The 21262-nt window shown below is 40.8% G+C and carries 18 protein-coding genes, 1 tRNA gene, 3 rRNA genes and 1 other RNA gene; 4 read left to right on the top strand and 19 right to left on the bottom strand.

Features of this window, described 5'->3' with window-relative positions; translation table 11 throughout:
• From AC0VYV_RS00320 to tadA, 13 genes are all read right to left on the bottom strand, one after another.
• A complete protein-coding gene (locus AC0VYV_RS00320) occupies positions 1-1440 on the bottom strand; it encodes an aminotransferase class I/II-fold pyridoxal phosphate-dependent enzyme (RefSeq protein ID WP_475374362.1) in 1440 nt (479 codons plus the stop codon).
• A gap of 168 nt (positions 1441-1608) precedes the next feature.
• Positions 1609-1806: a sigma factor G inhibitor Gin gene (locus AC0VYV_RS00315; protein WP_226616831.1), complete on the bottom strand. Its 198-nt coding sequence runs from the start codon at positions 1804-1806 to the stop codon at positions 1609-1611.
• A 665-nt stretch (positions 1807-2471) separates the two neighbouring features.
• A 5S ribosomal RNA gene (gene rrf, locus AC0VYV_RS00310) occupies positions 2472-2588 on the bottom strand.
• 170 nt (positions 2589-2758) lie between these two features.
• A 23S ribosomal RNA gene (locus AC0VYV_RS00305) occupies positions 2759-5688 on the bottom strand.
• Positions 5689-5925: 237 nt separating this feature from the next.
• Positions 5926-7477: ribosomal RNA gene (locus tag AC0VYV_RS00300) — 16S ribosomal RNA — on the bottom strand.
• The 16S, 23S and 5S rRNA genes sit together here, the layout of an rRNA operon.
• 302 nt (positions 7478-7779) lie before the next feature.
• Positions 7780-8046, bottom strand: coding sequence for a pro-sigmaK processing inhibitor BofA family protein (locus AC0VYV_RS00295; protein ID WP_194222577.1), 267 nt, complete (start codon positions 8044-8046; stop codon positions 7780-7782).
• 70 nt (positions 8047-8116) lie between these two features.
• Positions 8117-8332: a YaaL family protein gene (locus tag AC0VYV_RS00290; protein ID WP_194222576.1), complete on the bottom strand. Its 216-nt coding sequence runs from the start codon at positions 8330-8332 to the stop codon at positions 8117-8119.
• Positions 8333-8349: 17 nt separating this feature from the next.
• Positions 8350-8946 (bottom strand): recombination mediator RecR, encoded by a 597-nt coding sequence (recR, locus tag AC0VYV_RS00285; protein WP_194222575.1) that lies wholly within the window; start codon positions 8944-8946, stop codon positions 8350-8352.
• A gap of 11 nt (positions 8947-8957) precedes the next feature.
• Positions 8958-9278 (bottom strand): YbaB/EbfC family nucleoid-associated protein, encoded by a 321-nt coding sequence (locus tag AC0VYV_RS00280; RefSeq protein WP_370314437.1) that lies wholly within the window; start codon positions 9276-9278, stop codon positions 8958-8960.
• 43 nt (positions 9279-9321) lie between these two features.
• Entirely contained in the window at positions 9322-11019 is a 1698-nt protein-coding gene (gene dnaX, locus AC0VYV_RS00275; RefSeq protein WP_194222573.1) for a DNA polymerase III subunit gamma/tau, read from the bottom strand.
• A 140-nt stretch (positions 11020-11159) separates the two neighbouring features.
• Positions 11160-11426, bottom strand: an RNA gene (gene ffs / locus AC0VYV_RS00270) — signal recognition particle sRNA large type.
• A gap of 99 nt (positions 11427-11525) precedes the next feature.
• A tRNA-Ser gene (locus tag AC0VYV_RS00265) sits at positions 11526-11618 on the bottom strand.
• A gap of 33 nt (positions 11619-11651) precedes the next feature.
• Positions 11652-12158 (bottom strand): tRNA adenosine(34) deaminase TadA, encoded by a 507-nt coding sequence (tadA, locus tag AC0VYV_RS00260; protein ID WP_194222625.1) that lies wholly within the window; start codon positions 12156-12158, stop codon positions 11652-11654.
• Positions 12159-12258: 100 nt separating this feature from the next.
• Between tadA and AC0VYV_RS00255 the strand changes: the two genes are divergently transcribed.
• The gene (locus AC0VYV_RS00255) at positions 12259-12882 is read left to right on the top strand and encodes a cysteine hydrolase family protein (RefSeq protein WP_475368275.1); all 624 of its coding nucleotides are present in this window, start codon (positions 12259-12261) and stop codon (positions 12880-12882) included.
• 35 nt (positions 12883-12917) lie between these two features.
• Here the strand turns inward: AC0VYV_RS00255 and AC0VYV_RS00250 are convergent, their stop codons facing one another.
• From AC0VYV_RS00250 to AC0VYV_RS00225, 6 genes are all read right to left on the bottom strand, one after another.
• Positions 12918-13904 (bottom strand): hypothetical protein, encoded by a 987-nt coding sequence (locus AC0VYV_RS00250; RefSeq protein WP_194222571.1) that lies wholly within the window; start codon positions 13902-13904, stop codon positions 12918-12920.
• Between the two features lie 82 nt (positions 13905-13986).
• Positions 13987-15249, bottom strand: coding sequence for a hypothetical protein (locus AC0VYV_RS00245; protein ID WP_475373172.1), 1263 nt, complete (start codon positions 15247-15249; stop codon positions 13987-13989).
• Positions 15250-15794: 545 nt separating this feature from the next.
• A complete protein-coding gene (locus tag AC0VYV_RS00240; protein WP_475374361.1) occupies positions 15795-17924 on the bottom strand; it encodes a KAP family P-loop NTPase fold protein in 2130 nt (709 codons plus the stop codon).
• 151 nt (positions 17925-18075) lie between these two features.
• Positions 18076-18684: a hypothetical protein gene (locus tag AC0VYV_RS00235; protein ID WP_475374360.1), complete on the bottom strand. Its 609-nt coding sequence runs from the start codon at positions 18682-18684 to the stop codon at positions 18076-18078.
• A gap of 122 nt (positions 18685-18806) precedes the next feature.
• Positions 18807-19112 (bottom strand): hypothetical protein, encoded by a 306-nt coding sequence (locus AC0VYV_RS00230; RefSeq protein WP_475374359.1) that lies wholly within the window; start codon positions 19110-19112, stop codon positions 18807-18809.
• Positions 19113-19159: 47 nt separating this feature from the next.
• A complete protein-coding gene (locus tag AC0VYV_RS00225) occupies positions 19160-20230 on the bottom strand; it encodes a hypothetical protein (protein ID WP_475374358.1) in 1071 nt (356 codons plus the stop codon).
• A gap of 475 nt (positions 20231-20705) precedes the next feature.
• Here AC0VYV_RS00225 and AC0VYV_RS00220 point away from each other — a divergent pair, with 475 nt between their 5' ends.
• The 3 genes from AC0VYV_RS00220 to AC0VYV_RS00210 are packed head-to-tail and all read left to right on the top strand — an operon-like array spanning position 20706 to position 21205.
• Positions 20706-20945 (top strand): helix-turn-helix domain-containing protein, encoded by a 240-nt coding sequence (locus AC0VYV_RS00220; RefSeq protein WP_475374357.1) that lies wholly within the window; start codon positions 20706-20708, stop codon positions 20943-20945.
• Between the two features lie 13 nt (positions 20946-20958).
• Positions 20959-21087 (top strand): hypothetical protein, encoded by a 129-nt coding sequence (locus AC0VYV_RS00215; RefSeq protein ID WP_475374356.1) that lies wholly within the window; start codon positions 20959-20961, stop codon positions 21085-21087.
• The gene (locus AC0VYV_RS00210) at positions 21074-21205 is read left to right on the top strand and encodes a hypothetical protein (RefSeq protein WP_475374355.1); all 132 of its coding nucleotides are present in this window, start codon (positions 21074-21076) and stop codon (positions 21203-21205) included. Before AC0VYV_RS00215 ends, AC0VYV_RS00210 begins: the two co-directional genes overlap by 14 nt.
• Positions 21206-21262: the final 57 nt, after the last annotated feature.

Below are 21262 nucleotides of genomic sequence, written 5' to 3'. Positions count from 1 at the left end.
CTACTCCTCTTCTATTGCAATCTCAATCATATCACCATTCATCCCCTGTATGTGTCCTCCGCCATTCAACACTGTTTCTACTAGTTGAATCTTACCTAAAGTTATGCGCTCCCCTGGCAGAACGATAGGAATTCCTGGGGGATAGGGGATAATGGCTTTCGCTGCAATTAAACCAACAGCGTTTCTAATACTAACTGTATTGGTATTCATCGTTTCCAACTTCGCAAAAGAATAAGCAGGAAATGTTATCTCTTCATGATTCAACTGATTCATAGGTATTCTAAATGTGGCTTCATCCCTATGAACTGCAATCCTTTCAAATGCCTGTAACGTTCGCTCATAAGCCTCACCATTAAATGTTATGGGACAAATGAGCAAAATGTTTAATGGGTCACTAAGCTCAACAAATATACCTTCATTCTCAAGCTTTTTTGCCAAATCATATCCTGAGGTGCCAGATAACTGGACCGTTATTTTTATTGGATCAATCTGCTTATAAGCATGACTTACATCTCCAATAACGTTTATACCAGGAATCTTATTCAGCCGGTGCTTAAACTGAAGAATCTCTTCTAAAATTTGACCGAGCTGATTGTCAGGAAGTGAAGAAATATAGTGTCTGGCTAAATCGAGCGAAGCCATAATCGGGTATGAAGGGCTGCTTGATTGAAAGACTTGTAAATAATCGTTTATTGCATTCCTATACTTCGGATCACCTATATGTAAATATGAACCCATCGTCATGGCGGGGAGTGTTTTATGTGCTGATTGAACAACAACATCTGCTCCTTGTTTCAAAGCACTTTCAGGAAAAAAATTTTCTCTTACAAAATGTGCACCATGTGCTTCATCAACAAGAACCGGAATTCCTTTCTCATGAGCATAAGAAATGATCGGTTTTAGATCTTTCGTCATTCCGTAATAATTGGGGTTTGTCAGTACGATTGCTTTAATATTCTTATATCTTGTGATCGCTCGATGGATGAGATCAACTGACACACCTGTTGGCACCTGACTTTCCTCATCAATGGAGGGAGTAAGAAAAATAGGATGTGCTTTCGATAAGCGAAGTCCATTTAGTACTGATTTGTGACAGTTGTTTTGAACAAGAACAATGTCCCCTTCAGAACATAATGCCATGATCATCGCAAGGTTACCAGCTGAAGATCCCCCTACCAAAAATCGGCTTTCAACACTTCCATAAAGATCAGCAGTAAGCTGCTCTGCCTTCTTAATTGGACCGTCTGCATGATGAAGATCATCTAGTCCAGAAAGTTCTGTGGCATCTATATTCAATATTTCTTTAAATGAGTTATCCGCACTTCTATAAGTTGAAAAAACCTTACCGTTTTTATGACCTGGTACATGAAATGAGAGGGGGTTCTGTTCCTTCCACATAGTTAATGCTTCATATAAAGGTGCTTGATCTGCTTTATTCATAAAACCAACTTCTATCTATCGAAGATTCATTACTTATACTAGTATTCTATCATTATCTAGACTTTCGGAGAAGTAAAGGCGCAAGTAAATCTGTATCGTCTCTTCCTACTTACTGCCGCTTCACATTCTTCCGTAAAAAAGCAGATAGCCTATAAAACAGCTATCTGCTTATGCTAATCGACTAAGTCGTAGTTTTCGTAGTTTTTCAAGATAAAATTGATAGTTTTCATGACTGGTATCTGTTTGAATTACCTTTCGCTCACACTCATAACAAATAAATCGGTCGCAAATATGAATACCTTTTAAACTGTGTTCTTCGCAAACAAGGCAGCACTCACTTAAGCTATACCTGATTGTCTTCTCCATCTCCCCACCTCCATGGTAAAAGCTTTGCCCAATTATAGTGGATCTATACCGATTCACTTCATTTTAGCCTATTTTTTTCTTCTTTCTATGGATATGTGGCTTTAACTTATCCCGTGTCAGTGATTTTAAAAAAGAAAGGAAATTTCATAAGTATATTATCCTTGTAGCTTAAGAAGGTAAAAAAATACCGATTTTATTCCGCTATATTTTAGATATTTCCGCGAAAATCGGATTAATTCCGCGCTTTTCCATGATAATTCCGCGAATTTGAGATTTATTCCGCGAACGTGAAAAAACCATACAAAAAAGCGAGAAACCCTCAGGTCTCTCGCTTCTCTTATGTTGCCCAGCGACGTCCTACTCTTGCAGGGGGAGATCCCCCAACTACCATCGGCGCTCGAGCTTAACTTCCGTGTTCTCATACGGGGCGCGATAAGCGGCGAACTTCTTCGTCAGCTACGCGATGCCAGATCCTCATGGATCTCACGAATATCCACTCCGGTCTGACATCACTTGCTTCCTCGAATTTCTTGCTTCTCCCACCCCTACGAAGCTTTCGAAGAAGTTTTTGATTGTCTTTCCTGCAGCTTTTTCTCTTACGAGCTTTCAACATTTTTTGAATACAAAAAATCGAGAAACCCTCAGGTCTCTCGCTTTTCTTCATTGCCCAGCGACGTCCTACTCTTGCAGGGGGAGATCCCCCAACTACCATCGGCGCTGAAGAGCTTAACTTCCGTGTTCGGCATGGGAACGGGTGTGACCTCTTCGCCATCATCACTAGACGATTCAGGTGTTCCCTGAAAACTAGATAGCACGCACAACTTTCCAATATGTCCAGCTACGTAAGCCAAATCCTCGATCGTTCCACCTTTTGATTCTGACGCATAAAGCGCGTCTGACTCAAAAGCCTCCAACGCTTGTCGGATTTAAACGGCTTACTTCGCTTTTCGTTTAGGTTAAGCCCTCGATCGATTAGTATTCGTCAGCTCCACGTGTTGCCACGCTTCCACCCCGAACCTATCTACCTCATCATCTCTAAGGGATCTTACCAGCTTCATGCTGTGGGAAATCTCATCTCGAGGGGGGCTTCATGCTTAGATGCTTTCAGCACTTATCCCTTCCACACGTAGCTACCCAGCTATGCTCCTGGCGGAACAACTGGTACACCAGCGGTGTGTCCATCCCGGTCCTCTCGTACTAAGGACAGCTCCTCTCAAATTTCCTGCGCCCGCGACGGATAGGGACCGAACTGTCTCACGACGTTCTGAACCCAGCTCGCGTACCGCTTTAATGGGCGAACAGCCCAACCCTTGGGACCTACTTCAGCCCCAGGATGCGATGAGCCGACATCGAGGTGCCAAACCTCCCCGTCGATGTGGACTCTTGGGGGAGATAAGCCTGTTATCCCCAGGGTAGCTTTTATCCGTTGAGCGATGGCCCTTCCATGCGGAACCACCGGATCACTAAGCCCGACTTTCGTCCCTGCTCGACTTGTAGGTCTCGCAGTCAAGCTCCCTTGTGCCTTTACACTCTGCGAATGATTTCCAACCATTCTGAGGGAACCTTTGGGCGCCTCCGTTACACTTTAGGAGGCGACCGCCCCAGTCAAACTGCCCACCTGACACTGTCTCCGCACCGGATCACGGTGCTGGGTTAGAATGTCAGTACAGCCAGGGTAGTATCCCACCGACGCCTCCATCGAACCTGGCGGTCCGACTTCTATGGCTCCTACCTATCCTGTACAAGCTGTACCAAAATCCAATATCAGGCTACAGTAAAGCTCCATGGGGTCTTTCCGTCCTGTCGCGGGTAACCTGCATCTTCACAGGTACTATAATTTCACCGGGTCTCTCGTTGAGACAGTATCCAAGTCGTTGCACCTTTCGTGCGGGTCGGAACTTACCCGACAAGGAATTTCGCTACCTTAGGACCGTTATAGTTACGGCCGCCGTTTACTGGGGCTTCGATTCAGAGCTTCTCCCGTAAGGGATAACCCCTCCTCTTAACCTTCCAGCACCGGGCAGGTGTCAGCCCCTATACTTCGCCTTACGGCTTTGCAGAGACCTGTGTTTTTGCTAAACAGTCGCTTGGATCTTTTCACTGCGGCTCCCCTGGGCTATAAACCCGAGGAAGCACCCCTTCTCCCGAAGTTACGGGGTCATTTTGCCGAGTTCCTTAACGAGAGTTCTCCCGATCGTCTTAGGATTCTCTCCTCGCCTACCTGTGTCGGTTTGCGGTACGGGCACCTTTTTCCTCACTAGAGGCTTTTCTTGGCAGCGTAGAATCAAGGACTTCGGTACTAAATTTCCCTCGCCATCACGACTCAGCCTTCACGGTGAACGGATTTGCCTATTCACCAGCCTAATCGCTTGGACGCGCATTTCCAGCAGCGCGCTCTCCCTATCTTTCTGCGTCCCCCCGTCGTTCAAACGGAAAGGAGGTGGTACAGGAATATCAACCTGTTATCCATCGCCTACGCCTTTCGGCCTCGGCTTAGGTCCCGACTAACCCTGAGCGGACGAGCCTTCCTCAGGAAACCTTGGGCTTTCGACGGACAAGATTCTCACTTGTCTTTCGCTACTCATACCGGCATTCTCACTTCTAAGCGCTCCACCAGTCCTTTCGGTCTGACTTCACAGCCCTTAGAACGCTCTCCTACCATTGTCGTAAGACAATCCACAGCTTCGGTGATACGTTTAGCCCCGGTACATTTTCGGCGCAGCGTCACTCGACCAGTGAGCTATTACGCACTCTTTAAATGATGGCTGCTTCTAAGCCAACATCCTGGTTGTCTAAGCAACGCCACATCCTTTTCCACTTAACGTATACTTTGGGACCTTAGCTGGTGGTCTGGGCTGTTTCCCTCTCGACTACGGATCTTATCACTCGCAGTCTGACTCCCGCGGATAAATCGTTGGCATTCGGAGTTTGACTGGATTCGGTAATCCGGTAAGGACCCCTAGTCCAATCAGTGCTCTACCTCCAAGATTCTTGCCGCGAGGCTAGCCCTAAAGCTATTTCGGAGAGAACCAGCTATCTCCAGGTTCGATTGGCATTTCACCGCTACCCACACCTCATCCCCGCATTTTTCAACATGCGTGGGTTCGGGCCTCCATTCAGTGTTACCTGAACTTCACCCTGGACATGGGTAGATCACCTGGTTTCGGGTCTACGACCACGTACTATTTCGCCCTATTCAGACTCGCTTTCGCTGCGGCTCCGCCTTCTCAGCTTAACCTTGCACGGGATCGTAACTCGCCGGTTCATTCTACAAAAGGCACGCTGTCACCCATTAACGGGCTCCAACTAGTTGTAGGCACACGGTTTCAGGTTCTTTTTCACTCCCCTTCCGGGGTGCTTTTCACCTTTCCCTCACGGTACTGGTTCACTATCGGTCACTAGAGAGTATTTAGCCTTGGGAGATGGTCCTCCCGGATTCCGACGGGGTTTCACGTGTCCCGCCGTACTCAGGATCCGTCTCGGAGGGCATCGGATTTTGACTACAGGATTGTTACCTTCTCTGATGGACCTTTCCAGGTCGCTTCGTCTATCCGTGCCTTTGTAACTCCAAAGAGACGTCCTACAACCCCAGAGGGCAAGCCCTCTGGTTTGGGCTGATTCCGTTTCGCTCGCCGCTACTCAGGAAATCGCGTTTGCTTTCTCTTCCTCCGGGTAATGAGATGTTTCAGTTCCCCGGGTCTGCCTTCCATTCCCTATGTATTCAGAAATGGATACCATCCTATTAAAGATGGTGGGTTCCCCCATTCGGAAATCTCCGGATCAAAGCGTACTTACAGCTCCCCGAAGCATATCGGTGTTCGTCCCGTCCTTCTTAGGCTTCTAGTGCCAAGGCATCCACCGTGCGCCCTTAGTAGCTTAACCTTCGATTTGTTAGGCATTGCTGCCATAACGCATCAGTTATTACTAAGTTATTGCATAAAAAATAATTATTGGATGTCGTTGTTTGTGCTATCTAGTTTTCAAGGAACAAGGCTACTGTTTGAATCCGCCTAAGCTTCATCACTTCACCTGGTTTGAAAGAATAAATCATTCTTTCAAAACTAAACGAAACGCTCATGTAAGGTTGGTAACGTAAGTTACCTTCGTAATTCTCCATAGAAAGGAGGTGATCCAGCCGCACCTTCCGATACGGCTACCTTGTTACGACTTCACCCCAATCATTTGTCCCACCTTCGGCGGCTGGCTCCATAAAGGTTACCCCACCGACTTCGGGTGTTACAAACTCTCGTGGTGTGACGGGCGGTGTGTACAAGGCCCGGGAACGTATTCACCGCGGCATGCTGATCCGCGATTACTAGCAATTCCGGCTTCATGCAGGCGAGTTGCAGCCTGCAATCCGAACTGAGAACGGCTTTATGGGATTTGCTTCACCTCGCGGTGTTGCTGCCCTTTGTACCGTCCATTGTAGCACGTGTGTAGCCCAGGTCATAAGGGGCATGATGATTTGACGTCATCCCCACCTTCCTCCGGTTTGTCACCGGCAGTCACCTTAGAGTGCCCAACTAAATGCTGGCAACTAAGATCAAGGGTTGCGCTCGTTGCGGGACTTAACCCAACATCTCACGACACGAGCTGACGACAACCATGCACCACCTGTCACTCTGTCCCCCGAAGGGGAACGTCCTGTCTCCAGGATTGTCAGAGGATGTCAAGACCTGGTAAGGTTCTTCGCGTTGCTTCGAATTAAACCACATGCTCCACTGCTTGTGCGGGCCCCCGTCAATTCCTTTGAGTTTCAACCTTGCGGTCGTACTCCCCAGGCGGAGTGCTTAATGTGTTAACTTCAGCACTGAGGGTGGAACCCCCCAACACCTAGCACTCATCGTTTACGGCGTGGACTACCAGGGTATCTAATCCTGTTTGCTCCCCACGCTTTCGCGCCTCAGCGTCAGTTACAGACCAGAGAGCCGCCTTCGCCACTGGTGTTCCTCCACATATCTACGCATTTCACCGCTACACGTGGAATTCCACTCTCCTCTTCTGCACTCAAGTCCTCCAGTTTCCAATGACCCTCCACGGTTGAGCCGTGGGCTTTCACATCAGACTTAAAAGACCGCCTGCGCGCGCTTTACGCCCAATAATTCCGGACAACGCTTGCCACCTACGTATTACCGCGGCTGCTGGCACGTAGTTAGCCGTGGCTTTCTGGTTAGGTACCGTCAAGGTACCGCCCTATTCGAACGGTACTTGTTCTTCCCTAACAACAGAGCTTTACGACCCGAAGGCCTTCGTCACTCACGCGGCGTTGCTCCGTCAGACTTTCGTCCATTGCGGAAGATTCCCTACTGCTGCCTCCCGTAGGAGTCTGGGCCGTGTCTCAGTCCCAGTGTGGCCGATCACCCTCTCAGGTCGGCTACGCATCGTCGCCTTGGTAAGCCATTACCTTACCAACTAGCTAATGCGCCGCGGGCCCATCCTGCAGTGTTAGCTCGAAAGCCAACTTTCAACATTGCACCATGCGGTGCGATGTATTACCCGGTATTAGCTCCGGTTTCCCGGAGTTATCCCAGTCTGCAGGGCAGGTTGCCCACGTGTTACTCACCCGTCCGCCGCTAAGATCAGGGAGCAAGCTCCCATCTCTTCGCTCGACTTGCATGTATTAGGCACGCCGCCAGCGTTCGTCCTGAGCCAGGATCAAACTCTCCGATAGAAAGCTTAATCTAGCTTTAAAACAATGTTTTGTTTCCGTAGAAACAACTACTTACATGGCGTTTCGTTCAGTTTTCAAAGATCGATTTTTTTCTTTCAATGTCGTTTTCAGCGACTTTATTAATATACCATATTAACTCCGTCAGCGTCAATAACTTTTTTGAAATTCTTTTCGGCGTCAACCGCGTTGTTGCGGCGACTTATATAACTATATCAGGGTTAACTCTGTTACGCAACCCCTTTTTCAAAAGTTATTTCAGAAAAACAAAAAAGGACTCTTTTAGTTACATGAGTCCTTTTCATTCAACCTATCAAAATCAGTTCAATTGCAGCCAGAGCTATAAGGCCAGGAACGCCTAGAAAACCGGTGATCACTGCTGTCCCGGGATTAATAGGAACATGGAGGTCAAATGGAGTGCCGAATGTATTGAGAAAGAATAGAAGTAATGCACCGATTGCTAACTTGATTAACCCCTGCCCAATCCAACGCATCGGCTTCAGTGGTGCCCCCACAAAAAGAAGCAAAACAATACTGAAGACAAATAAGCCAATAATAAGTTTAGGATCCATAATAGGCCTCCGCTCTTTTTTTCAGAATTACTAAAGCATATGTCTGTCCAAATAAAAAAGAACGGGAGGTTTATCCCATTCTTATCTTTCTTCGTTTTGCTTCTTTTAATAGAAAGAAGTATTTTGCTTCATCCACTTTAAGCTTCGCAAGAACGGCTCCAGAAGGCTCAACACTGCGCTCTACGATTTCTTTTTGATTGTTCCATACATCTTTTAATTCGTATAGCGTCTGAATCAAACGCTCATCAGCGTCTTTCCGCAAATAGCCTTTACGTTTGAAGAACATTTGCTTCCCTCCTGATGCTACAATTCACGACGTCCTTCCATTGCTTTTGAAAGGGTGACTTCATCAGCATACTCAAGATCGCCCCCAACAGGGAGACCATGAGCAATACGAGTAATACGAATACCTGTAGGCTTAACCAGGCGAGCAATATACATCGCTGTTGCTTCTCCTTCAATCGTCGGGTCCGTCGCTAGTATAATTTCTGTTACCTTATCATCCTGCAGACGTTTCAATAACTCTGGTACCTTGATATCTTCAGGCCCAATACCTTCAACAGGAGAAATAGCACCATGAAGAACATGGTATAAACCTGTGTAGTCTTTCATTTTTTCGATAGCAATAACATCTTTAGCATCTTGAACGACACAGATAATCGTCTCATCGCGATGGCTATCTGAACAAATACGACAAGGGTCGGTGTCTGTAATGTGATTACACACAGAACAATAAGTTAACTGACGCTTTGCATTAACTAACGCTTTTCCGAAATCAAGGACATCATCATCATTCATTTCAAGAACGAAAAAAGCCAGGCGGACCGCCGTTTTTGGTCCGATTCCCGGCAATTTCATAAAACTGTCGATCAGTTTTGATATTGGTTCAGGATAATGCACCTGCGTACCCCCTAAAACATTCCTGGCATATTAAGACCCTGTGTAAATTTGCCCATGTCTTTGTTTACCAATTCATCTACATTACGTAGTGCATCATTCGTTGCAGCAAGCACAAGGTCTTGTAGCATGTCGATATCATCTGGATCTACGACCTCTTCTTTTACAATTACTTCAAGGATTTCTTTATGACCATTCGCTTTAACTAGAACCATACCGCCGCCAGCTGTACCTTCAACGATTTTATCCTTTAGTTCTTCTTGAGCTTTCGCCATATCCTTTTGCATTTTTTGCATTTGTTTCATCATGTTATTCATGTTTCCTCCGCCACCCATGCCACGTTTCATAAAAAAATTCCTCCTTAGTTATTGTTCATTTTTATGTTTGAATATCTAATAAATCATCGCCGACAAGACGTCTTGCTTCAGCGATCAATGGATCTTCCGCCGGTTCAGCCCCTTTTTGATCAGGTTCTGGTTCATCTCTTGTTTTCAAGAATTCTGTGCGAATTTCCTTCCATTCTTGTTCCACAATTGCAACCATTTCTAACTGTTTACCAAGCGTTCGTGCTAATACTTGTTCAAGCGTACCACGAATGTTGTCCTTCATTGCCATCTGGCAATGCATGTCATACTGAAAAGATAAAAGAAAAGTGTTGTCTGTAGCGGCCACCGGCTCACTATCTTTCAACCAGGCATGTGCTGAGACTTTTTCCTGACGAACGTTCTCCATCACTTCTCCCCACACGCTTTTTACTTTCATTAAATCTTGCTTAGTAGCTTTCTTCAGCATCTCTTTTATTCTACCATGAGATACGCCGGATTTCTGTCTGGAAGGTTTAAATTGTTTCTTCTGTTTTGGTTCAGAACCTTCTTCTTGTTGCTTAACCGTAACGCCTTGCTCCTTCAGTGTTTTCAACTCATTTTCTAGCTTTTGAATACGATCAAGTAGTTCATTTTGGTCTTCTCCACCTTGTATAGGCTGACTACTCGTCTCTTCCTGGCAGATTTGAACAAGCGCTAATTCCAGAAAGATTCGTGGATGGTTCGTCCACTTCATTTCCTGCTGCGATCGATTCAATGTCTCAATAACAGTATAAATCCATTCTTTCCGAGAACGATCTCCCAAGTGCTGAAACGTTTCGTCGATTTTTACCCGTTCAACTACTTCCTCAAGCTGAGGCGCGGTTTGATATAGCAGTAAATCTCGGTAGTAATAAATTAAGTCTTCTAGAAAACGAGCAGCATCCTTCCCGTGATCCATTAATTCTTCTACTGCGTTCAAAGCTTCTGCCACATCTTTATTGTAGAAAGCCATCGCAATTTTCGAGATCATTTTTTGGGACACGCTTCCTGTTACTGCAAGCACATCATCTAATACAACTTCAGCCTCACTATATGAGATTGCCTGATCAAGAATACTTAACGCATCTCGCATCCCACCATCTGCTGCTCGAGCAACTTGATAAAGCGCATCTTCTTCTACCTCTATATCCTGCGCTTTAATAATTGTTTGTAACCGTCCAACGATGTCCTGCGCCGTAATTCTTCTCATATCAAAACGCTGACACCTGGAAATGATGGTTAATGGAATTTTATGCGGCTCAGTGGTCGCAAGAATAAATACTACATGCTTTGGTGGCTCTTCTAACGTTTTCAGAAGGGCATTGAACGCTCCAGTTGAAAGCATGTGAACCTCATCTATGATATACACCTTATAAGAAACAGAACTCGGCGCATACTTTACTTTATCGCGAATATCACGGATGTCATCAACACCTGTGTTAGAGGCAGCATCAATTTCAATAACATCTGAAATCGAACCATCCGTAATCCCGAGACATGCTGAACATTCATTACATGGTTCAGCAACAGGTGCCTTCTCGCAGTTAATGGCCTTCGCAATAATTTTCGCAGCACTCGTTTTTCCCGTTCCTCGAGGTCCTGTAAACAAATAGGCGTGAGAGATTTTTTGCTGCATGAGTGCGTTTTGAATTGTTCTTGTTACATGCCCTTGACCAACCACATCTTCAAACGTTTGCGGTCGCCAAACGCGGTATAGCGCTTGATAACTCATTCGCCTACTCTCCTCCTAACCTCTTCATACATTTCTATTATACCGTTTCACCGCTTCTAATTCAAAAGACAATCAGATAAAACGATACTAAAAAACTCACCCTATTAAAAGAGTGAGTTTGAGCATTTAAATTAAGTAAACCGTGCACCTTCCTTTGATAAAGCAACCACAGGCGTTACCTGAACAGTTAGCTCGATCCGGGCACTCCCGCGGCACACAGAGGGTACCTACTTACTGCTGCTTCCTTCCGGACCTGACAGGGTTCATAGGACTCTGTTGCGCAGGACCCGAATGTCAACACCACTTATTCAGGGCAGACCCCGCAGTAGCTAAACCTCGGGAAGGGATTCAGTCTCGCTGTAGCGGATTGCGAGTACAGGGCACCGCTAATTCCCCACCTAGCACGGCAAATTTGATAACATTGTTGTGCACTCGAATGGTGCAAGATAAAGTATATCGTATTTCGACCAATTTAGCAACAGGTCTACTACACCGATAAATGTAACTGGCGGAGGCGAGAGGATTTGAACCCCCGCGACGCGTGAACGTCCTAACTGATTTCGAGTCAGCCCCCTTCAGCCAGACTTGGGTACGCCTCCATCTAACGTTGTCTCTTTGACAAAAAAACTATATCACGTCTCTTTCTGATTTTCAATGATTGACGATCGCTGCTTTTCTTCTTTTCGTTTTCGTCTTAAGTCACGAAAAAAAGCTGATAACATGGTTCCACATTCCTCTTCACAAACACCTGGCGTTACAGCTGCTTGATGATTAAAACGTGGATCCTCCAATAAATTCATTAATGTCCCAGCACATCCACCCTTTGGATCGTAGGCACCAAAGACCACACGCTCTACTCTAGAAAGAACAATCGCTCCACTACACATAGCGCAAGGCTCAAGGGTTACGTATAACGTGCAGTCAGTTAAGCGCCAAGACCCCACTTTACGACATGCTTCATCAATCGCAAGCAACTCTGCATGTGCTACAGATCGTTGTTCCGTTTCTCTAAGGTTATATGCAGAGGCAATCACTTCATTATCTTTTACAATGACTGCGCCTATGGGTACTTCACCTATGATTGAAGCTTTCTGTGCTTCCGTCATAGCAAGTCGCATAAACTGCTCATCTTTTTCAATTTGGTCCTGCATTCATTTCCATCCTTTACAGTCGTTTTATCTATTAATCGTTTGGGTAAACTACACATTATTCCAATTCATTTAAAGGAGAGGAGTTCATATGAGTAAGAAACACATTGAACATAGCCATCAAACTACTTCTGCCGCTCTTTTATTAATTGATGTGATCAATACAATGGATTTCGAAGATGCTGAACTTCTTGCTAGATACACAGAGAAAACAGCAGACAATATACAATCTTTAAAAAAAGAAGCGAAAGCAAAAGGGATGCCTGTTATCTATGTTAATGATAATTACGGCTTATGGCAATCTGACTTCAAAAAGGTCATCAACTATGCAGCCGAAGCAAATGGTCAACATCTTGTGGATCGCCTTGAGCCAGAAGACGATGATTATACTGTTGTGAAACCGAAGCATTCTGGCTTTTTCTCAACCCCACTCTCAACGTTACTCAAATTCTTGAACGTCAATACACTTATTCTAACTGGTTTTGCAGGAAACATTTGTGTACTCTTTACTGCGAATGATGCTTATATGAGGGAATACGATCTTTATATACCATCTGATTGCTGTGCCTCTAACGTTAAGGAGGATAATGACTATGCCCTCCGCTTAATGGAAGGAAACTTAAAAGCCAGTACACAAGCTTCAACTGAATTGGATATAGACGACCTTATTGAAAAAGCGAATCAGCGAAATACAACAACAGCTTATGAAGGATAACAAAATCCCCTCTTCCATAGAAGAGGGGTCATTTGTTATGAGCTTGTTTGGAAATAAGCCGGTCTTTGTTCGAAAGCAGCATTTAAATACGTAACCATTAATTTATCATCGAAAAGCTTGCTACCTTTACGAAGACTCTGACAGTAGCCGTCTCTAAACTCAAGACGATCGATTAAAAACGAATTGCCGAATCCGCTATTTACTGTAACTTCAATCACACGTTCTTTAGCCGCAAAGGCAAGGGTCGTATCATTGATCTGGAAGCGAACTTCTTCAAGATATTTTGAATGGTAAAGACAGGTCATGCAGCGAACAACTTCATAATATCCCCCGTCAGTTGTCACACGCTCTGTTTTATATCGCTTTAAATCAGAATCGATGTACATCATCACATCCTGGACCTTTTTTGTCGAAATCGCCAGTTGGACGCTAGTATTCAAAGACTGATAGAAGCGTTTCTTAATACCAACCTTATAAAACACGAGACCCATACACCATATAACAAGGAGAACTGGTAACAAAATGGTCAGAACTTCTTTTTCGAAAATCGTCCAATCATAATACCAGATTAGAAAAAGAATGCTTACCGAAAAAAGGATGCCAGCTAAAAAAGTCTGTGGTCGATAATCGCGAAAGTCTTTTTCTGCTGTAGCAAGTTCCGCTTTCAGCCATTCCAATTCATATAAATCAAAGCGCTGAAGCTCTTTTTGTTGCCAGGCTGCGTCTCTCATCCATCCTTCTGAACGCTTATGATGCAAAAAACCTTTAAAAAAATTATGTAGATGTGAATTCGTCTCCATCTTCCGCTCAATCGTTTGCCTGAAGGCACGATCATATTGCCGAGCAATCGCGCTCATACCTTGAGCAATGATGAGAAGGATAAGCAATAATAAGAAAAGCTGTCCCCACGGATTATCTGAGAAAACAGATTGTATACCATCAACCACGGGAGAAAGCTCTGATTTAAGATTGATGCCAACAGCACGAAATAGTTCTGCCAAAGTCCCTTTCCAATCGTCCAACTTGAAAGCCTCCCAACTCTCCATACTATTTCTATCATATCACCTTTACGTTGCTTTAGCTTGCATTTTTTAACAATGAGCATTACTCATTCCGAGGTTTGATTAACCAGTTTGTTGGCACATACACGGGGAGATTCGTTAATTTAACCTGAATTATTTCAGACCGCTCATAAAACCCACGGTTAATCTTAAACGTCAATCGATCTTCTTCATCCCCAAGTAATCTCAAGTGACGTTTCTCATTCCTCTCATTGACGGCTTCTATCAAGATCTGATCTTTATACAACAAATTTAAGGAAAGACCTTCCGTAGCAATTTGATTCAATAGTAAGTGAAATGTAACTCCATGATCATCATAATAGAGAGTCTCCTTAACAATTTCAGCACCATACATCGTAGTGATAGGTTCATCTACTCGATGCGTGTAAGTCGATTCTTTAATCTGCTTATAAATTTCATATTGATTCGGATCAACTTCGAAAATGATTTCCTTTAAAGATGCGCCAATCAGCCCATAGAATTGGATGGCTTCGGGTAGCTCGGTTCCACTTGGAAAAGATACTGAGTATTGACCGCTGATCTCTTCTACTATTAGCGGCGCTATCTCTTTTTCATTGGTTGAGATCTTCAAATCCATTTCAACGATTTTTGAAAGAGGAGAATTGATATTTAGTATGAGACGACTATCAGAGGGCGTCTTCTCCCATTGAGAAACAGTTACAATTGTTTCTACAAATTTCTTTGTTTCATTTATTTGTCTTGTGATCTTTTCTTCCTTTTCGTACTCATAAGACACAGGCACTTCAACGGTAGCAGATCGCTTTCCACTTACAATTGCTTTTAGTGCTCCATTCCATTTTTGAAGAGGCTCGTTTGTCTCAGAATGAGTAACAGCTTGAAACGTTCCCTTCATATAATAGTCATCTTCAAACAGTACACCTTCACCTGTTTCAACGAGTTCCAATACAGATGCTTTACCCGAACCATCTTCCATCACAAGTTGATCAATTTTAGGGAGATCTTCTCTATCTCTTGTTATGACAAACTTACTATCCGACACATCAACATGATAGAAAACAAAGACATTGTGTCGAGAGTACCAGAAGCTATCCACGTTTATTTTAAAATCTTTTGGTAGTGAAGGACCTTCATATGCTTGATAATCTCCTGACTTTATTGCTAGTTCAAGTCCAGGAGTGATGCTTTTAAAGTAAGGGACGATATCATCAGCCTTTTCCACAGTTAAAACGTCATCGGAAATCTTCTTTTCCTTTCCGATAAATGTAAACGTGATAAAAGCTGCTCCTAAAAGAACAATGAGCATAAACCATTTACGCTTCCCCATCATCAGCTCACTCATTTCCAGTGAATCGTTCGTTACTCTTTAGCTAAATGGATTGGTGTTTCCTTTTATGAAGTTGGCTTTATAAATGATAGTGTTAAAGTAAAAAAAAGGGTGAGATGGATAATCGTAGAAAACTGAGGGTGAAAAGGACAAAATAAAAAACCCTTATCTCATAAGGATTTAAATGGTGGCCCCGAGAGGAATCGAACCTCCGACCTGCGGTTTAGGAACTAGTGCAGGGCTGTTTTACTAATTTGAGTTAGTGAAATTTGATTGAAATAACGTATTTTTATGATAACACTATTAGCTATAATTTGCTTAAATAGCGGTAATTATTTGAGTTTGGTGCCCAGACGGTGCCCAAATAGAGAGGTTTGAAATCCAATGTAATACATTGTTTATTCAATTATAAAATTCACAATTTATCACATCAATTTAAAAACGTGTAATCTCATCCATATTATTGAATTAATTCCACCGCATCTTAGGAGGCTTTAAACCAAATTCCACTTTATCTTTTAAAGGTTTAGCTATTTTAGGTTTATTTATTCCTCAACATTTGAATTTTCATGAATCCATAAAAACTGACGGGCTAATTCTTCATTTCGTGTTATCTCCAAATATTCAGGATACTGTTCATCTAATTGGAAATCCATATAAACACTATTGATTGCTTCCACTATTACTAAGGGATCTATGAGCCTTTTAATACTATCATAGTTTTCTTTACTAAAACTTGACTTCTTTGCCCCAAATGATCCGAAAGCAGTAGGTGTATAAGCATTTAATAATTCAAAAACAAAATTATGATCACTTCGTATTTTTTCTGAAATTAAAGTTCTTGCTTCTTCTGGCTCTCCAAATTCATTCCAAATGAAAAGGAGATATGAGAATCGCTCCACATCATTTATTTCTATCTTTTCTATGTCGATAAATTCTGTTGATATTCTCTTTGCTAGACCAATCCCTATTTTTGAGTATTCTTCGTAAGAAAATCCTTGAGGGTTTGGATGTTCCTCTGTATTCCTTCTAAATCCCCAATAACACTCTGCAGAGAAAGACAATGATTCTGCATAAAGAATTATTTTCGACGCTAATTCTATTTGAGCCTCCCTATCTGTAATGTTTTCTATACAGTCACCTGTAAACAACGCTGCTTGACCGTAAGTGTTCATTGTTCTAAACATTTGTATTGGGTTGGGAAAATGTTCACCTAACCTTGCTACCGAAAGCGCCAATATTTCTGACTGTCGTTGAGTGAACCTTTTACTCGAGGTCCTTAACTTCGATATGAATGTTTCTGCGTTTTTATCTGTGATTATTGTTTTAATTTCGTTTACAACATCCTCTATGGAGTGCAGTTCACTATATGCTAATAGTTCGGTTATCGCTAAATCAGAAACATCTTTATTAGAAATTGCATATGTGAAATATCTTTGGAAATATTGGTGTGAACTTATCCTTTGTTTTTCAGTCCATTTTGATTGCCAATCATTCCCATAATGAGTATTTTTAAAAATACTATTGAGTTTAGGAAACAAAAAACATAACAAGTCTTTAATTTGCTCTATTTCATCATCTGTATATCTTTTCAAAGAATCTTCAATGCTCTTTTTTCGTCTTAGCTTTTCCGCCTCGGCATTACCATACACTGCCCCTGTGGTACCATCATTTAAAAATAAATCTTTATTATCTCTAATTAAAGTATAAACGCTAGGCAAGAATACCCTGATTCCTTCAATCAACATTAAATCAACTATATTGACTTCTTCTTTTAATATTGGTAAAGAAAACATAAGGATATTAGAATATAATTTAGCTTGCCTAGGTGTTTTCAAGTGAGGTTCTAACCCTTTAGAATAATTATTTGCAAACTCCCTTGCATCTTCATCATTTATTTCAATCTCAACAAAATCTAACACTTCATTTATAGCATTGAAGCAGAGACTTCTTAGATCGTCACGATCAATAGTGGGAAGTTGGAGAGGGATTTGAATTATTTTTTCTAGGAATGAATATCCAGATTCTGAAGTATCACCCGCATACCGCTCTTGTAATGCAGATGAAACTACATTTTTATCAAATGCTAGGATGTAAGCGGTGTATTTAAAGTCTGCTGTTAATTTAATTAATCTAAATAAGGAATGTATTTCGTTTTTTTCAAGTCTATCAATATCATCTACAAGAATTACTACTCTTTTTTTCTCCTCCTCGAGGAGATTTTCAATTCTTCCTTTTAACTCTTCTACATCTACGTCCGAGAAAAATGAAACTACACCATCTGCTGATTCTGCATGACCAAATAACGATGCAACGGGTTTACCATATGCCTTTAAAAATTCACCAACCTTTTCCTTTCCAGATTCCAATGACCTCTCAATTGCATTAGCAAGATCATTGAAAAAGTTAATAAGCATTTGATCTTCGTTTCCAAATCTCCATGGATTGAATCTTAAGCAAATAACTTCTTTTTCTTTTTCAAGTTCACTCTCTATAAAATTAAATACAGATGTTTTTCCTTCTCCCCAAGCACCATGAATTCCAATTACAATATTACTTGAATCATTACGTGTTGATATTATACTAGCTACCCTTTGCGCAAAAGGGAATCTATTAAATTGGTCAAGACCTCGATCATATACCGGAGTATCCGAAGAATAGTTTAGCGATCTCATTTGTATATTCCTCCTTTTTCGTTATTGCTGATTTAACCTCGTTGTAAAAGTATGGATTAATATATAGGAATACTGGTCAAGAATTGAACTTACTTATAAATAAATAATCGCTTCAACCTACAAACTTTGAATGCATCTACTATATGAATAACTATTTTTCAGCTATTTTTTCCAAAGTAGAATTTATTGATTTTAATTGGCGTTCACTATTTTCCTGGAAGCTCTTAAAATCTTTTGCCAAGTCATTAATATCTTTTTCCATCAAAAATAACAGTCCACTTTCAAAATTTAAATCCAATATATATTTTTCTTGATATAGTTTCTTGTAAGAATTATCTCTATAACTAACATCTGCATTATAGACTGGATAAGCATTATCGTCGGTTTTCAAGTCCCACCCCATACCAATGAATGCTTTATATTCATAATTTGGTGGAATATCAGGTATTGGTTTGTTCAATAGGTTAGAATTACTTATTGGGTTTGATTCAGGATGATCTAGACTAGGGTTTATTTTTATTGAGGTATCTTTTGCAATTGTTTTACCAATGTTTTTGACAATAAGATTAACTGGTCCATTCGTTCTACTTTCAAAAAAGACTATTATATATGGACGATTTTCCTCCTCTCGGGTTTTTTTCATTTCCTTTACCGAACTAAAATTCGCCCTTAAAATTAAAACAGTAGCAATTACATAGACTAGTGTTAAAACACTCATAACCAATCCGTTATTCATATTTATCCAATTTATTATTTCCAAATAAGTCACACACCTTTAGCATAATTCTTTGTACTGCTTTTATCTTGTTTGCTTCATAAATTACCAGATGATAAAAAAGAGAGCCATAAAAATATTATGACCCAGTTTCATTTATAAAAGCTCTAACTTAACCATTCAAATATTACAGTTTGTCTATCTTCGTCAATTTGTTTAACAAAATATTTTCTAAATGACTCAATGGTTGTTGGTTCACCTGTTCTAAGAGAATAATAGGAGGTTGTACTTGTATTACGATCTATTTCATACCACATTTTTACTGTTTCAAAGAAATCAGATTCTACTTTACTAATGTTTTTTATCCATAATGTCGTTGCTCTAGTGATACTGACATGCTCATTTTCAAATATGTGTTCAGTTTCCTCGTCCCCATTAAATACTACAACCGATATACAAGTTTTATACTCCATAATCCGTCTCCCATTTTTTAAATATTTCTATTCCCATAAAACATAAACTATCGAACTTTAAATTTATACAAGAGCAAGTTAGGCATGTCATTCATAGTCGAAAAATCCAAACTTTCTTTTGGTAACAATTTCTCATTAACAGATGGAGTTGTTGAAACCAAATCAAATGATTTTTGACTTGCCTCTCTTAGCCTTGTATCTTTTAAAACTAGCTCATTTATATCTTTGTTCATAAATACATCTTCAGAATAGTTGAAGATTATATAATTTATTGCAGCCAATTTATCTATAGGAGTTAACTTTTTAAACTGTTTATAGAAAGCTCTATATCTCTTATCCTTTGAATCTACAAACATCATAATAACAGTTGACTTTTCTAGTGGAAAAACACATATATGTACAGCCTTCACCTGATATTCGGGAGATGGGTTGTATATGTTATTAATAAAAGCACCTTTAAAATCTAGCACTAAAGCAACGTTACTTTGAAATGCGAGAGGTACCACATAATCAAGTTTTTCGTAATAAAACATGTAATACTCTTCCCATCCTTTTTCAATCAACCTTCTTGCTCGATTAAAACCTTCGGAATATTCTTGCAGATCTAGATTATTTATATATTGTTTTTGAGTGTAAACCTCAAATGGTATGTCGAATCTCTCATTTATGTTGTTATAAAGGGCTATTTCATTCTTTCTTTTACTTATACTTTTCAAAAAGTTTTTCATAGCTATTTGTGCTATCATTCTTGAATTTGGGATAGAATCATAATTATCTGGATTCTCATAATCTCTAAAAATTTTACTGTCACAATCTTTACATATTATTTGAAAAGTACCTGACTGATTTACACCTTTGTCTTCATCTAATAAAGGTAAACTTACTAACTTATTATTACTGTATAATTCTCCTTCAACTGCAATATTCCTTAAAGAAAATGCTGGGATGGAGTGGGAATTACAAAAACCACTATATTTATTACCACAGTAATAACATTCTTCGCTTTTTGCATCTTTTCTACTTTTATTAAGTAGCCTTCCCAATTGTTTTCTGAACTCAATTTTATTTTCATTCATTGCTTCCAATTCTACTTCAGAATTAGTTCCCAACCTTAACATTTCTACAAATTCCTCATCATGAAAAGAAATCCGACCCACCTCCAAAAATAACAAGCAGTATACAAAACACCCAAACTTAGATTGATTACCATTAATAATTTCAAAAAAACTATAAGAACAACAGAGTTAATTCATATTATAAAAGTCCCTTATACTTTTATGGAAACTTCCTGTTTATTTTTCTCCACTATAATTTTAACATTTTTTATCTGAATTTTAGAAAAATTTAGTCTGCTATTCTAATAAAATTTTTATCTTTGTCTCTTGATTTACAATTTTCAATCGGATAAAAGATTATATCACTTATTAATATTGTTTTACGATCATTCAATATCTTTGATTGAAAAAGATAATTCTTTTAAAAGTTTTTATCGTACTCTCTTGATTTAGATCTTTTAATCGGATAAAAGATTATATCGGCATTAAAAAAGAAGATTTTTCAGAATGAATTTTCACATTCCAAGGAGGATACAAAATGAACCCATTGATCAGAACAACACTTACTGCTAAAGAAGCTGCTGAATACTTAGGGATTAGCTATCACCTTCTATTAGACCTAGCAAAAAAAAGCATGGTGCCACACATTAGAGCAGGTAAAAGAGTTTTATTCAGGACAAGTAGCCTAGAAAAGTGGATGAATGAACAGGAAGAACAGTCAATAAACAACGACCAGGAAGATCAAAACTCTGGAAGTGTTAGAAAGATAGAGATATAAGGAGGCTGCGGGAATGAAATATACTGAAGAGAATCTCAAGCACTGGATTTCAAAAAGTTTAGAGGTATGTGAGAGCAATGGAGTATCGAAGACAATTATTCAAGCATTTATCAAAGGAGAAGGTATATATGATAATCGTTAATGATTTTACTACTAAGCGAATTACTAGAAAACGAAAAGTTAAAAATCCATTGGGCGTAGCTCAACTAGATTTTGACCTTTTTAGTGAAGAAGAAGTCCCCACCACAAAGAAAGGTTAGGTATAAAACCGAATCCTCCAGTCAATGACTGATGAAAACAATTGACTGGAGGTAATA

This window comes from Anaerobacillus sp. QJM3NY_17, from assembly GCF_056173665.1.
This window is presented reverse-complemented; position numbering and strand designations above follow the sequence as displayed.